The organism is Hymenobacter sp., assembly GCF_035709525.1.
GTDB lineage: Bacteria > Bacteroidota > Bacteroidia > Cytophagales > Hymenobacteraceae > Hymenobacter.
The window spans coordinates 1-12,692 of sequence record NZ_DASTEP010000001.1; the positions used below are offsets into that span (position 1 = coordinate 1).

Annotated in this window: 14 protein-coding genes, 1 pseudogene and 1 riboswitch; of the genes and pseudogenes, 6 read left to right on the forward strand and 9 right to left on the reverse strand. The window is 60.4% G+C overall.

What is annotated here, in order from left to right; genetic code table 11:
* The 9 genes and pseudogenes from VFO93_RS00005 to VFO93_RS00045 all read right to left on the reverse strand — a co-directional run.
* Nucleotides 1–288: hypothetical protein (locus VFO93_RS00005; protein ID WP_325132242.1), on the reverse strand; the 288-nt coding region annotated here is incomplete at its 3' end.
* Nucleotides 289–315: 27 nt separating this feature from the next.
* On the reverse strand, nucleotides 316–1,398 hold the full coding sequence (locus VFO93_RS00010; RefSeq protein ID WP_325132265.1) for a restriction endonuclease subunit S: 1,083 nt from the start codon (nucleotides 1,396–1,398) through the stop codon (nucleotides 316–318).
* Nucleotides 1,384–1,476 (reverse strand): annotated as a pseudogene (locus VFO93_RS00015) (restriction endonuclease subunit S); the annotation flags it as partial. The pseudogene VFO93_RS00015 and the gene VFO93_RS00010, both read right to left, overlap by 15 nt.
* A gap of 24 nt (nucleotides 1,477–1,500) precedes the next feature.
* Nucleotides 1,501–1,890 carry a hypothetical protein gene (locus VFO93_RS00020; RefSeq protein WP_325132243.1) on the reverse strand — a complete coding sequence of 130 codons (390 nt, stop codon included), beginning with the start codon at nucleotides 1,888–1,890 and terminating at the stop codon, nucleotides 1,501–1,503.
* 247 nt (nucleotides 1,891–2,137) lie between these two features.
* Entirely contained in the window at nucleotides 2,138–2,560 is a 423-nt protein-coding gene (locus tag VFO93_RS00025) for a hypothetical protein (protein WP_325132244.1), read from the reverse strand.
* A gap of 77 nt (nucleotides 2,561–2,637) precedes the next feature.
* Entirely contained in the window at nucleotides 2,638–3,027 is a 390-nt protein-coding gene (locus VFO93_RS00030) for a hypothetical protein (RefSeq protein ID WP_325132245.1), read from the reverse strand.
* 9 nt (nucleotides 3,028–3,036) lie between these two features.
* On the reverse strand, nucleotides 3,037–3,927 hold the full coding sequence (gene tssD / locus VFO93_RS00035; RefSeq protein ID WP_325132246.1) for a type VI secretion system tube protein TssD: 891 nt from the start codon (nucleotides 3,925–3,927) through the stop codon (nucleotides 3,037–3,039).
* A gap of 46 nt (nucleotides 3,928–3,973) precedes the next feature.
* Complete coding sequence (locus VFO93_RS00040; RefSeq protein ID WP_325132247.1) at nucleotides 3,974–6,802, reverse strand: DEAD/DEAH box helicase family protein; 2,829 nt, start codon at nucleotides 6,800–6,802, stop codon at nucleotides 3,974–3,976.
* 166 nt (nucleotides 6,803–6,968) lie between these two features.
* Complete coding sequence (locus tag VFO93_RS00045) at nucleotides 6,969–8,189, reverse strand: replication initiation protein (protein WP_325132248.1); 1,221 nt, start codon at nucleotides 8,187–8,189, stop codon at nucleotides 6,969–6,971.
* 533 nt (nucleotides 8,190–8,722) lie between these two features.
* Here VFO93_RS00045 and VFO93_RS00050 point away from each other — a divergent pair.
* The 6 genes from VFO93_RS00050 to VFO93_RS00075 all read left to right on the forward strand — a co-directional run bounded on the left by VFO93_RS00050 (nucleotide 8,723) and on the right by VFO93_RS00075 (nucleotide 12,309).
* Nucleotides 8,723–9,247, forward strand: a complete 525-nt coding sequence (locus VFO93_RS00050) for a hypothetical protein (RefSeq protein WP_325132249.1) — start codon at nucleotides 8,723–8,725, stop codon at nucleotides 9,245–9,247.
* Between the two features lie 4 nt (nucleotides 9,248–9,251).
* The gene (locus tag VFO93_RS00055) at nucleotides 9,252–10,241 is read left to right on the forward strand and encodes a hypothetical protein (protein ID WP_325132250.1); all 990 of its coding nucleotides are present in this window, start codon (nucleotides 9,252–9,254) and stop codon (nucleotides 10,239–10,241) included.
* 17 nt (nucleotides 10,242–10,258) lie between these two features.
* Nucleotides 10,259–10,561 (forward strand): transposase, encoded by a 303-nt coding sequence (locus VFO93_RS00060; protein ID WP_325132251.1) that lies wholly within the window; start codon nucleotides 10,259–10,261, stop codon nucleotides 10,559–10,561.
* A gap of 10 nt (nucleotides 10,562–10,571) precedes the next feature.
* Entirely contained in the window at nucleotides 10,572–11,033 is a 462-nt protein-coding gene (locus VFO93_RS22325) for a transposase (protein WP_414653537.1), read from the forward strand.
* Nucleotides 11,034–11,232: 199 nt separating this feature from the next.
* Complete coding sequence (locus tag VFO93_RS00070; RefSeq protein ID WP_325132253.1) at nucleotides 11,233–11,823, forward strand: hypothetical protein; 591 nt, start codon at nucleotides 11,233–11,235, stop codon at nucleotides 11,821–11,823.
* A gap of 30 nt (nucleotides 11,824–11,853) precedes the next feature.
* Complete coding sequence (locus tag VFO93_RS00075) at nucleotides 11,854–12,309, forward strand: transposase (protein ID WP_325132254.1); 456 nt, start codon at nucleotides 11,854–11,856, stop codon at nucleotides 12,307–12,309.
* Between the two features lie 236 nt (nucleotides 12,310–12,545).
* Nucleotides 12,546–12,635: riboswitch (SAM riboswitch) on the forward strand.
* Nucleotides 12,636–12,692: the final 57 nt, after the last annotated feature.

The following is a 12,692-nucleotide window of genomic DNA, read 5'->3' on the forward strand; positions in this document are numbered from 1 at the left end:
GCTTATAAGGGCGGTGTTGCTCATCATTGCCGGGTCGGCATTATTCCAGCACACGCGGTCGAGGGCGGAGTTGAGCGGGTGCACATCCACGATGCCCAGTATCCGGCCGACGCGGTGGACCGACTTACCCCAGTACATGCCCAGAAATTCGCAGCGTTTGTGTGAGTAGGCGCCGCCCTTGGCCGGGCAGGCGTACACCTCGTTGGCGGCCTGCTGCGAATGAAATTCGCCGCAGTTCACGACATCGAGCTGGTTAAGCCAATTGGTACGGTTGATTTTGCTTTTCATGAGGTGGGGGTGGGATAAAAGTGGTGCCTATAGCTTGATGGAAAGTTGCTTCGGTTGGGGGGCAGCTTTGCGCCCGCGCCCGGTCTTGGCTTTGGCGGGGGCGGCCCCGGCGTCGCGCAGGCGGGCCAGCAGGGCGGCGGCCGGCTCGTCGGTGGCCTCCTGGGGCACGAGGCGGCCGGTGAAGGCCCGGTGCAGGATACTTTGGCGCAGGCGCTCGGCGCGGCGCAACTCGTCGGCCAGGGTCAGGCTCAGCGCGTCGAGTACGGTGAGGCGGCGCTCTACTTCGGCTACGATTTCGGCTTGCTCGGCTTCAGAAGGCAGCGGCAAGGGCAATTGGCGGCAAACTGTTACCGATAGATTGACTTGGCTCGTCGTTGTTTTAGCTGTGCGTAACAGCCAATTCATAATCGTCTCCGTCAGCAGGCTCACAAGCAAAAACTTGTTTGAATAGCCCGTCACAGCTTTAAAAGCCACAATTGCTTGGTTGATATTCCACTCAGGGTATTCGTCAGGCACTATAGAAACTTTGCCCAAGGGTGGGCCAACGATGTTTATGAGGACATCGCCAGGATTAACTCTAGACCTATTTAACTGCCCGTTGTGAATCTGCTCACGAACGAAGGTGGGCTTGTTGGTAAAGTCAAGGTGGCCGGTTTTGGTCAGGTTGTAAACCTTGAGGAAAGGAATCTCACCTTTATCAGCAAAAAGCTCTTCCGGCTTCGGGGTGCTACCGCTCGCAACCGAAGAACAAAGCTGTTCGCTGGTGGCCCATACCCACCCCTCCGGTAACTCCGGCAGCCCTACAGTATCCACCGCTTCCGGCTCGGCATACTTCGCTTTCCAGCCCTCGCCCAGCGGGAGTTGGCCGCCGCGCTTGGCGACCTGGGCGGCTTCCCACTGCGCCCGGCGCTCGGCGCGGATGCGCTGCAACAGGGCGGCCCCGGTTTCGGCGGGGGCCGGGGGGTGGGCTTCGCGCCAGGCGCGGGTGAGCTCGCCCGTGACGGCGGCGTGCAGCACCGATTGGCGGTAGCGTTTCAGCAGGGCCTGGGTGCGGCGCACGGCCGCCACGCCCGCATCCAGCTTGCTGAACAGCTCCTCCAGCTTCGCCACGATGCGGCGCTGCTCGGGTAGGGGCGGCAGGGGAATGCGGAATCTGGTCAAATCACCGAGCGTTACCGACTTCTGCGCGACGCCTCGGGCAACCTGATGCGCTTAGTCTAAGCCAATAGAAGAGTTTAGTACGTGTACCAAAAACTTCATTAATTCAGCGCTCAGCGGCTTGATATGGGCAATGTGACGCTGAAATGAGAATGGCCTGTCAGTCGTAACCGGAACAGCAACCCCATATGAACCGACTGCGGAGTAAAGCACGTCTCCCACTTCAACCGGGCATCTCGAATTGAGCTGTTCGTATTCCTGCTGCGAGATAAACCGCGTATTCTCGAAGGTGACTTCTCCGCCAACAATGTGCTTAACGAACACGAAAGGGATACCTTCTTCAACAAACCTAGGGGGTTGGTGCGTCCCGTCAGTTATCCTTTTTGCAAGCTGACCTAAACTTACCCATACCCAGCCCTGCGGCAATTCCTGTTCTTCGTTCATTCGGTTCATCTGGCTAGCTGGCTGCGCCGGCGTAGCTTATGTTTTAGAAAAGAGCACCTAGGCTACGCGCCCCGCAGCCTGGTTATTGCAAAGCGACTACCAAGCTACGCCGCCAGCGCGTCGTTCAGCTCGTCTACCAGCCGCAGCAAGTCGGCCCCGAACACCGGCCGGGCGGGCGTGGCGGCCCACTGCGCCCGCCGCTCATCGAGCGCCTACGCGGTGAGGCCCAAGCCCTAGGGCCGGGTGGTCAGGCTAGCAGCGTTACGGCGTTGGAGGTTACGCCGACGTACCGAAAAGAAACTTGGTAGTACTCGCCTGGGTGCAGCTCATACAGCGCGCTCGGAAACGACAGCCACCCCTCTGCCACCGTGCCGTGCAGCTCGTGCACCAGGCTGCCGCCGGCCGCCAGCGGGTGCGCATCGGGGTCGGGCCGCAGGGGCTTGATAACCAGATTGCGCTGGGGCGGCAGCCGCTGGCCCGCCGCATCCTCGGCCAGCAGCCCCAGCAGCTCGGCCTTGTGGGCCCGGTTGGAAAAGGCCAGTTCGTGCGGCACGGGGGCCGTGTTTTGAAAGCTGATGCCAAAGGTGATGGCGGCACCCTGACGCGTACACGTCAGGCTGATAGCTAGCCAGGCAGCGGCGGTTTTCGGTTTCAGGTCAGAAGCTTCCATACGCCTTGTTGATTACTTGCTGGAGCTGCGCTTCCATTTCTAAGTACTTAGCTCCAAACACTTGGCGAGCGCTAGCGTCAGCCTGCCATGACCAACGGCTCATAGTTGATTTGCGTGGCGAGTTGCAAATACTCAAATACGTCGGCGCGTTGTACAGCAGGGAGGCCAGCGATAACTGGCTTTAGCCGAGAGTAGATAGCGGCATCGCCGTTTTCCAGCGCGGCCATTACGCCAATCATGGACACGGTAAAAACACCCATCACCACGGCTTGCTGGTTATCGGGCCGCTGAATCATCGCCAGGATAGCATCCACCAGCGCAGGCTTAGCGGGTAGCCGGGCGGCCAGGGCCGTGGCCGCCAGCTGGCGGGCATTGGCTGTGCCTTCTTGCATAGTTTTCAGAAGAGTTTCTTCCGACAGCTGGCTGAAATCGGGATTGACCTTCAATACTTTTTTGGGCGAATTCATAGATTTATCTTAAAGGATTGCTGAGCCAAAGATGGTGGCCTTTTCCTGACGTGCCAATGTCACCAGCTGTTTGCCCGTGGGAAACTCGCGCAGCTCCCGCACAAACGCGATTTCTTTCATGTACGCATTGTATTCCAACTGCCAACGCGCTGCCGAGTCTTCAAAATAATGTCCCATACCAGGATGGCCAAGCGCTTTGTCATCCAGATAATGTTGTGTTTCGTGGCGCAATGCTGCAATGGAAGCGTCGGGGTCCAGCAACATGCGTCCCGCCTGTCCTTCCACTGCCCAATAGCTCATCACGCCGGGCCGATAAGTGACTTCTACTCCCTCCCTTCGTAGCATTGCCAAGGTTGCTTCCCACTCCTGGGGATGGGACTCCCGCCCCGAGCCTAGTATATCCCGTACAGGGTCAGCCTCATTTTTTAGAAACGGCCGCCCAGCCACTGCGCTGCTGCCCGCTACGGCCGGGGCCACATACGCATACTCCCGGGCGGCAGGGGCTACGAAGCCCGCCGCAGGCCCGCCCGGCAGCAGCGTGAAGCCCCCGGGGTCCGAGAGCGTAAGGTGCGCCACGTAAGCACCCGCAGTAGCGTCGCCGTGCACAAACTCTTCCGCATAGGCAACGCAATAAGCCCCGCTGAGGCGCAGGGTTTCGAGGGGGCTACCCCCCATCACGCTGCGGAATACAATGTCGGCGGCCTGGCGTTTGTGCGGACTAGCGGCCCAGGCCAGCAGCGCATCGCCCTCGGGTACATCCAGCACCAGGGCCACGGGCCCGAAGCGCACCTTGGCCACTGTCCGGCCGCGGGCATCAGTTGCCTGCTCCGTCTGGTAAGTGCACTGCCGCAGCCGAAAAACCTGCCCACCTACGTGCAATTCGGCTGAGAAGGAAGCCATAAGAGAGGAGAAAAATGTAAACTTTGGTAAAGGAGCGGCCACCCGGCTACGCCGCCAGCGCGTCGTTTAGCTCGTCTACCAGCCGCTGTAAGTCGGCCCCGAACACCTGCCGGGCGCGGGCGTAGCCGCCCTGGTCCACGAAGGGCGGTAGGGTAAAGTCCTCGGCCTCCACGCTGAGGGAGGTGGCCACTTTCTCCTTCATCATGGCCAGCCACTGCTGCTGCTCGGGGCTGAAGGCGCGGCCGGCTGCGGCCTGGGCGGCCAGCCAGGCGTGGTAGCGCTCGTCCACGCTCAGGGGGTAGGCGGTGAGCGTGTCGGTCTGGTGCAGAGCGTAGCGCACGAGGCTCACGAGGTTGGTGAGCAGGGTTTTGGGGCCGGCCCCGCGCACCCGCGCCTTTTCAAGCTGCTCGTAGGCCGCCCACAGGCTTTCGGGCGTGAGCTGGGGGTTGTCGAGGCGCAGGGCCTGGGCCAGCTCCCGGATGTGGGCGAAGGTGACGGCCCGGCGGGCGTAGGGCTGGTTGTGCAGCAGCTGCAAGGCCGTAATCTCGTCCTTATGCGCCGCGATAAACGCCTGAAAGGTATCGACCCGCTGCCGGGCCAGGGCCTCCTGCGCCGCCGCGGGCGAGGTCTGGCTCTCGAAGCCCGCGTGCAGCACCCGGTCCTGGCTCACGAGGTCAATCACGAGGTCGTGCTGGGCGTGCACCTTGGTCAGCAGCGCGCGCAGGGCCGGGTCGTCGAAGCGCAGCACGGCTACCTCGGTGAGTTGGCGCACGGCCTCCTGCCAATGGGTATCGGTGGGCTCGGTGAGGGCCGCGCCGGGCTCGCCGGGGGCGGGCTGGCCGGCGGCGTGGGCCTCGGCGGTGGCCAGGCGCAGGGCCTCGGCCTCCTGCTTCACGGGGTCTACGGCGTCGTAGAGGCGGGCGGCGAGGTGCTGCACGGTGGCCCCGCCGGTGGCGGCCTGCACGGCGGCGCGGTCGTCGGGCGTGAGCTGGCGGTCAAGCCGGGCCAGGCGCACGGCCAGGCTGCGCAGCTGGGCGGGCTCGTGGTTGCCCTGAGCCACGGCGTGTAGCAACCGCTCGAAGCCCAGCGTGCCGGGCTGGCGCTCCACGCTCTCGGTATCTTTCTTTTCCGAGTTGGTCACGCCCACGGCATCTACCAGCACGAAGCGGGTTTTGGCCCCGGCGTCGCTGGTCACGGCTTCCAGGTCGGTGGGGCTGATGACACGGGTGCCGCGCCCCTTCATCTGGTCGAAGTATACCCGGCTGCGCACGTCGCGCAAAAACAGCAGGCACTCCAGGGGCCGGATGTCGGTGCCGGTCGAAATCATGTCCACCGTCACGGCCACGCGGGGGTTGAAGTCGTTGCGAAACTTCTTGATGAGCGTATCGGCGTTTTCGTCCGAGCCGTAAGTGATTTTCTTACAGAAGTCGTTGCCCTTGCCAAATAGCTCGCGCACCAGCTCCACGATTTCGTCGGCGTGGTGGTCGGTTTTGGCAAAAATCAGCGTTTTGGGCACAATAGTGCGGCCCGGAAACAACTCCGTAAACAGGCGCGCCTTCCACTCGGCCAGTACGGTGCGTATCTGGTCGGGGGCCGTGACGGAGCGGTCGAGCTGGGTGCCCGCGTACACGAGGTCGTCATCGAGGGTTTCCCAGCGCTTCTTGCGGGTCTGGCGCTCCATGCGCTTCACGCTGCTACCCTTCTCGATGCGCGCGCCCTGCTCCGTGATGGCCGTGCGGATGCGAAACACGTCGGAGCCCACGTTTACGCCATCTACTACAGCGCGCTCGTGGCTGTACTCCATCACCAGGTTCTGGTTGAAGAAGCCGAAGGTTTGCTTGGCCGGCGTGGCCGTGAGGCCGATGAGGTGGGCATCGAAGTACTCCAGCACCTGCTGCCACACGTTGTAGATGGAGCGGTGGCACTCGTCAATCACCACGAAGTCGTAGGCCTCGGGCGGCACCGCCGGGTTGTAGGCCACCTCGCGGGGCCGCTGCGGCGCGTCGGCGTTCAGCTCGAAGCCCGAGCGCTCCTCGTTACCCGCATCGTACTCGGCCTCGCCCCGCAGCATCGAGTACAGCCGCTGAATGGTCGTAATCGTCACCTTGCTCACCGAGTCGAGCTGGTTCGAGGTCAGGTGCTGCACATTATACAGCTCCGTAAACTTGCGCCCATCATCCGGCGCGGTGTACTGCTGAAACTCCTGCAAGGTCTGCCGCCCCAGGTTACCCCGGTCCACCAGAAACAGCACCCGCTTGGCCCCCGCAAACTTGATGAGCCGGTAGATAAACGAGACCGCCGTAAACGTCTTGCCCGAGCCCGTGGCCATCTGAATCAGCGCCCGCGGCCGGTCGTCCTTCAAGCTCACGTCGAGGTTGCGCAAGGCTTCCACCTGGCAGTCGCGCAGCCCGGCCGGGGCCACGGTGGGCATCGTGCGCAGCCGCGCCCGCAGCGTGCCAATCTGCCGGGTCCAGTCGCGCAGCGTATCGGGCCGGTGAAAGCCGAACACCGGCCGCGAGCGCGGCTCCGGGTCGCGGGCATCAATGAAGCGGATTTCCTGCCCATTGGCCTCGTAGCCGAAGGGCAGCTCGTCGGCCACGCGGGGCGCGTGCTTCGTGGCGCTGCTACGGTAGCGGGCCGTCTGTTCGGCCACGGCCGTGAGCGAGCTTCCTTCCTTCTTGGCTTCCACGATACCCACCAGGCGGCGGTCAATCAGCAGAGCATAGTCGGCGGGGCCGGAGGCGGTGGGGTATTCGCGCACCGCAATGCCGGGGGCCACCCCTAGGTTGAGCTGCTTGTAGTCCTGCACGAGCCAGCCGGCGGTGGTTAGTTGAGCATCGATGAGCTGGCGGGCGTGCTGTTCGGGGGTAAGCATTGGGAGCGGTAGAAAGCAGAAGGCTAATGTAAGCAGGCCCGAGCCGGGCACTGCGGAAATGCGGCCGCCAGTTAACGCCTAAAGTGGCGGGCTATACCCTTACAGAAATCGTTGTATCACTCTGTTAAAAAGCAATTTAAATCTGACTACTATCACAAAAAGACAGCTAGCTCCCGAAGCGGGCCAACTGCTGTTCTAGGTCGGCAATCGTGGCCTGCGTCCGGGTAATGGCTTCCGGGCGGGTTCGTTCATCATACAAGTCACTGCTTTTTACAAAAGCCAACGTACCTCGGGCATCTTCCAACCCGCTTAGTAGCCGCCGGCGCTCCCCGGCCACGCTCACCCCGGCTTTGGTGAAGCCATGCGCTGGTTGCGCCGCTTTAGTGGACCTGTTCGGCTTTGCCGCCGGCGATAGGTTCATCTTCCGATAGGTAGGTAGCAAGTAGCCGTCGGTCAGAGCCTTGTAAACGGCCCCCGCCTCTTTCTTCACCTTACCGCTCTGCACCTGGGCGCGCACCGTCGCCAGCACGTAGTGGACATAGCCTTCCTCGTATTCGCCCGCGGCCAGCTTCTCGCGCACTACCTCCAGGCTTTTGTCCGCCACGCCAACTTCGAACAGCGCCTGGGCCCACGGCTCGACCGCGGCGGACGGTAGCGCCGAGGCCTGGGCGCTATTGGGCAAAAACAGGAAGCGAATAGCACTCACTACGCGCCCTTCCTTGAGCAGCTCATACGTGAAAGGTAAATCCGTCTGGGACAATTCCTTCCGGGCGGGCTCCAGCACGCGGGCCTTAAAGTGGTCGAAGCGGTCGGCGTACTCGTCGGTAAATCCCAGGATGTGCCGCAACTCATCCACTCCCACCGTTCGTTTACCAAAAGCCGCGTACTCACGAAGCAGCCAGTAAATGCGGTGCGAGGCCGGTCGCTTAATTTTGAGCAGCTGGCTGAGTTGAGCTTTGGTGAAATTACTCGTCAACTCCAGCAGGTAGGGCCGGAGATGGTCGTTGAAGACGGCCTCGACGACACCTTCTTTCTTTAAGTAAAGCGCTCTACCCATCAGCGGAAAGCCTTGGATGTCGGGCTGTTTCACCCGCTCTCCATTGGGCCCTAGTATTTCCAGCAGCAGAATGCGAGATAGCATGCGCGTCACCATTTCCCGCACGTCTGCATAGACCGTCGCGCTGGTACTATCGGGGCAGAGTTCCTTCACCGTAATCCGACACGTGGGCAGGATACTATCCTCCCGGCTAATGCGGCTAAGCATGGCCAGGAAGAAGCGCATTTCAAGGGCTGACATCGTGAACCCAGCGTTCACCATGGCATTGTGCTGCACCACGAGCGGGTTGCTGGTTGTGACGGCGGGAAGAGGTTTTTTAGCTATGAGCATGATAGGCGGGCCGGGCAAAAGCACACGGCAGGCAACCCTCAACCCACAATCTTTTTGTGTTGTGGGGAAATCACTCCGTTTCTGTGGGGCTAATTGCTCCTTTAAACCCCGTTTTTGTGGGGGAATCACTCCGTTTTTGTGGGAGATTGCTCCGTTTCTGTGGGGGAGTCACTCCGCTTTTGTGGGGTAACCCCTCTTCAATTACCTTTTATCCAATATGTTACGACAGGCATAAACTTTATAAATTCCTTAAAGATGCTAAACTTGCTGTTATTTTAGCAGCCTTTTTTTAAAGTATTATTTTTTAGCTGATTAGCTACAAATAAGCGGATAGTAGTTTTTGCCTGGGCGGCGCCTGGCTCGACTCCGTTTTTGTGGGATAAATCGCTTAAAAAGGCGCTTACAAGCCCCAACTAAGCACCTCTTAGCTGTTCTATACTCCCACAAAAACGGAGTGTATACCCCCACAAAAACGGAGTCGGCCTTACCTTGAAACCACCTAGATTTAGGAGCGTTTCCCCTCCTTTTAACCCATGCCTGAGCAGCCGACTTACCCGCACTTCCTGTATGACCCACGCACCCAGACCCACCTGCGCTATAACTCGCCGGGGTGGGTCTTCCTGGCGGGGGAAAGTCAGCTACAGGTGCAGCACCTGAGCGAGCCCCGACTTCTACATTCGGCCGAGGCGTCGCCCTGTACTGAACAGGCATTTCGGAAGGCAGCGCAGGCCGTCTACACCCGGGTCGTACTTGGACCCAATCAAACAGTAGCTGACTCGTCCGTGCAGTACCAGCGCCGGCGCGAGATGCCCGATGCGTGGTACTACCAGCTGCTGGGTCCAGGGGTAGAGTTGCGTCTTAACCTAAGCGAGTATGGGGGCAGGGGTCTAAATGTAAATCTTCTGCTGGAAGATATGGGCACCATTCCGGGCTTCGTCGTAGGGCCGGCGCGCAGTGCCGACCCTCGTCGGGTGGCCATTGCAAGGGCGGAATTTCAGGCTGCGTTGCAACGGGTCGTGCCGGCGCTGATGGCCGCTGCTCAGGGTAAGCCAGTTTAAGAAGATGAAAATTCTCGCCCCACCCCAACTCAACGACCGGCAACGCCACTACCTGCTGGCAGCTTATCAGCTCGACCAACAAATCGAGCAGCAGCGCCGCCGCGATTTTACACGGGGCATGCCGAACCCGGAGCGTACGCCCGCGGCCGTCTGGCGGGCTATGCCCTATGGTCGCTGGCAGCACCGTGTGCTGGAGGGCAAGCCGCCCACACCGCTACGCGAACTACTGGCCCCCCACCTCGTGAGCCCCGGCACAGGCAGTACCTGGAAGGCGCTGGCCGAACGGGGACTGGTCGAGCTTAGTGACCGGACGATTTGCTTTCCCGGCATGGCCCTGCGCGAGTACTATGACTTGCCCCACGTGAGTCTGACGCGGGCAGGTCGTAAGCTGGCGCGTGAGCTCCTGGGGGAAGTACGACCGACGCGGCCCAAGAAGCCGAAGCCCCCACCGGGATTATTACCTTACCTGGCTTGGCGGGCGCTGGCCGCCGCCTACGCGCAAAAGCCGCACGGGCTGGTCGCGGTCCGCGAAGGGACAGAAAGTTTCGGCCGCGTGCTCTACGGGGGTATACTCTTCGCCTGGTTGGAGCCCTTACTCGCCCCTGGCTTACTGGTAGCTCAGCCCGCTGGCAGCGATACGCCCACCTGTTACTGCCTTACGGCAGCGGGCCACGCCTACTATCACCAGTACTTCCGGGTCAATCAGGCCGCTCATCCCCACGTTACCGCCGAGTTACCCCATCCGCCGCTCACGCCGGCTCAGCTAACTTTCTGGGATGAATTGGCTGAGTTAGAACGGCAAAAAGCTCGCTCTATCGGGCCGACGAATGAGGCCCGATGCGCGGTGTTAGCGATTAGCCGGACCATTTTGCGACGCAAGGCAGCGGCGGAACTCGGAACCCTGTTTGTAGCGCCTTACTGGTACCCGACGCTAGCGGGCATCGGGCTGGCTACCTCTGGGGGGCGGTCAGCAATAGCCTTAGAAGCTGTTTAAGTTAGTAAATTTGCTGTATGCAGCGAAAGCGTTATAGTTCAGACTTAACCAAGGGTCAATGGCAGCGTATTGCCCCCCTTTTTGTCGTGCAACGTACCAGTAAGTGGCCACTTCAAGCGCTTGTGAATGGCATTTTCTACGTGCTGAAAAACGGCTGTGTCTGGCGCGACATCCCCGCCGACCTGCCGCCGTGGGTGACGGTGTACTACTACTTTGCCAAGTGGAGCGCCGATGGCACCTGGGAGCGGGTGAGTGGCTGCCTGCGCATTGCGGCTCGCGAACGGGCAAAAAAAGGCGCAGCCTACCGCCGTCATCCTTGACAGTCAAAGCGTGAAAAATACGGCGACCAGCACGTGCCGCGTAGGGTACGACGCAGGGAAACGTATCAAAGGGCGCAAACGCTTTTTTCTGGTAGACACCTTAGTCAATTTGCTGGCTAGCTGCGTAGTAGCAGCCAACTGTCACGACGGAACCACTGCCACCAAGGTCTGGGATGCCTTGGCCCTGCGTAATGAACTGCTTGACCAGGTGCAACTCGTCTTTGTGGATGGCGGCTTTGGCCGCAGCTTCCGCCAGCACCTGGCCCAACGAGGTATACAGGCCCAGGTGCCCACGGGTGTGCTGGCGCAAAAAGGCCGTTTTTTCATCCATGCTAAACGCTGGGTAGTCGAGCGCAGCATTGCTTGGGCCGGCACTAATCGGCGCCTAGCCAAAGACTACGAACGCAAAACTACCCACGCCAACGCGTGGCTCTACGTGGCTACTATTCGCCGACTTGCTCATTTAACTTAAACAGCTTCTTAGAACTCCTGACTGAGCAGGAGGCGTGGGCGGAAGGGCAACGTCGCCAACAGCTCTGGCAGCGTGAATTGACGCTGGTATTTGACTATGAGGAGTTAGACTAGGCTACTCTACCCTACTAAAATTGGGGGCATAAAAACGGGACAGTCCGACCTTTGGGGTTCCTACACTCCTGCGTTCGTTCTGCCCTGTGAAGCAATGCCTCAGTGCCAAAATTACGACGCTTTTGCGCCGGGCGCCTATCGCGCGCAATCTGGCTCGTCAAAATATTGTCGCTCAGCTTATTATTACCTTACTCAAAAGTCGCAATATTCAGTTTGGCGAAGTGGCCCAGCACCTGAACGACGCGGTCAAAATGGCCTCTAACCAAACCCGGATTCAGAATTTCTTCCGCGAGGACGAGCTGGACTACTTCGTGCTGGCTCAGTTGCTGCTCAGCCTGTTGACTCGCCAGGGCAAGCTGCGCCTGTGCCTAGACCGCACCGAATGGGATTTCGGTCGCTGCCAGGTCAATAGCCTGCTCGTTATGGTCGGACAGGGCGCGTTTCACATACCCCTTTACTGGGAGTTGCTCGATAACCGCAGCGGCAACTCCTCGGCCGCTGACCGCATCGCCCTCTTGCGCGTCTGCCTGCGGCTGCTGGGCCGCCAGCGCATCGGGCTGGTAGTGGGGGACCGCGAATTTGTCGGGCACACCTGGCTGAAATGGCTCAAAGACAACGGCTTGAACTTTGTCATGCGCCTACCGCGGCACCACTTGCTCACCCACCCCGACGGCTGACAGCAGGCTGTCGCTGACCTGGGGTTGGCCGTGGGGCAGGTGCGGCGCGTGGCGCACCGCCAGGTAGATGGGGTGTGGGCACAGGTGTGGGTCAACGCCCTGTCGGACAACGACTTTATGTTTCTATTCGCAACGCCCGGCCTGGGCTGGCTCGACCAGCTCTATGCCCGGCGCAGGACGATTGAGCAGTGCTTTCAAAACCTGAAAGGCCGCGGCTTTAACTTGGAAGCCACCCACTTGCGCTGCCGCCAGAAACTGCGTAAACTCGTGGCCCTGGTCAGCCTGGCCTACGCCCTGTGCCTGAGCGTGGGCGTGGTGGCGCACCGGCGCGGCCAGCCGATTCGGCGCAAGCCGCACGGGTACCGGGCTGTCAGCTTCAGTCGGCACGGCCTCAATATCTTGCGTCAACTCACCCGCTCGGCGACCGCCTGCGACGAGGCCGCTGCGCGGACAGTCTGGCCACTACTGGCCTGGCTTGCCCGGTAACTCGCTCGCTTTCAACTCCCTATTTTAGCAGGGTAGAGTAAGGCCAGCCAAAAGGTCCTAAAAAAGCACCTCTACGCGATGGCAATGGCTTCTCGAAAACCATCCAATAAGGGCCAGTATATCACATTCAGGTAGCAGTTAGAAAACCGTGGTGAAGCAAAAATGAAAGTTTTGCTTGCTTTTTTCAAAAAAGTGCCCCTACCTTTGGCGCACCAATACCTGCTGACCCAGGATGGTTTTTATACAGAGGCGCGGAGAGACAGGCTCGACGAAACGCCGGCAACCCCCACTAGCTGGAACGGTGCCAAGTCCTGACCATATAAAAACAAGCCGTGGCTACTTTACTGCTTCCCCAAGTTTCGCTCACCCTACTGGCTTCGCTG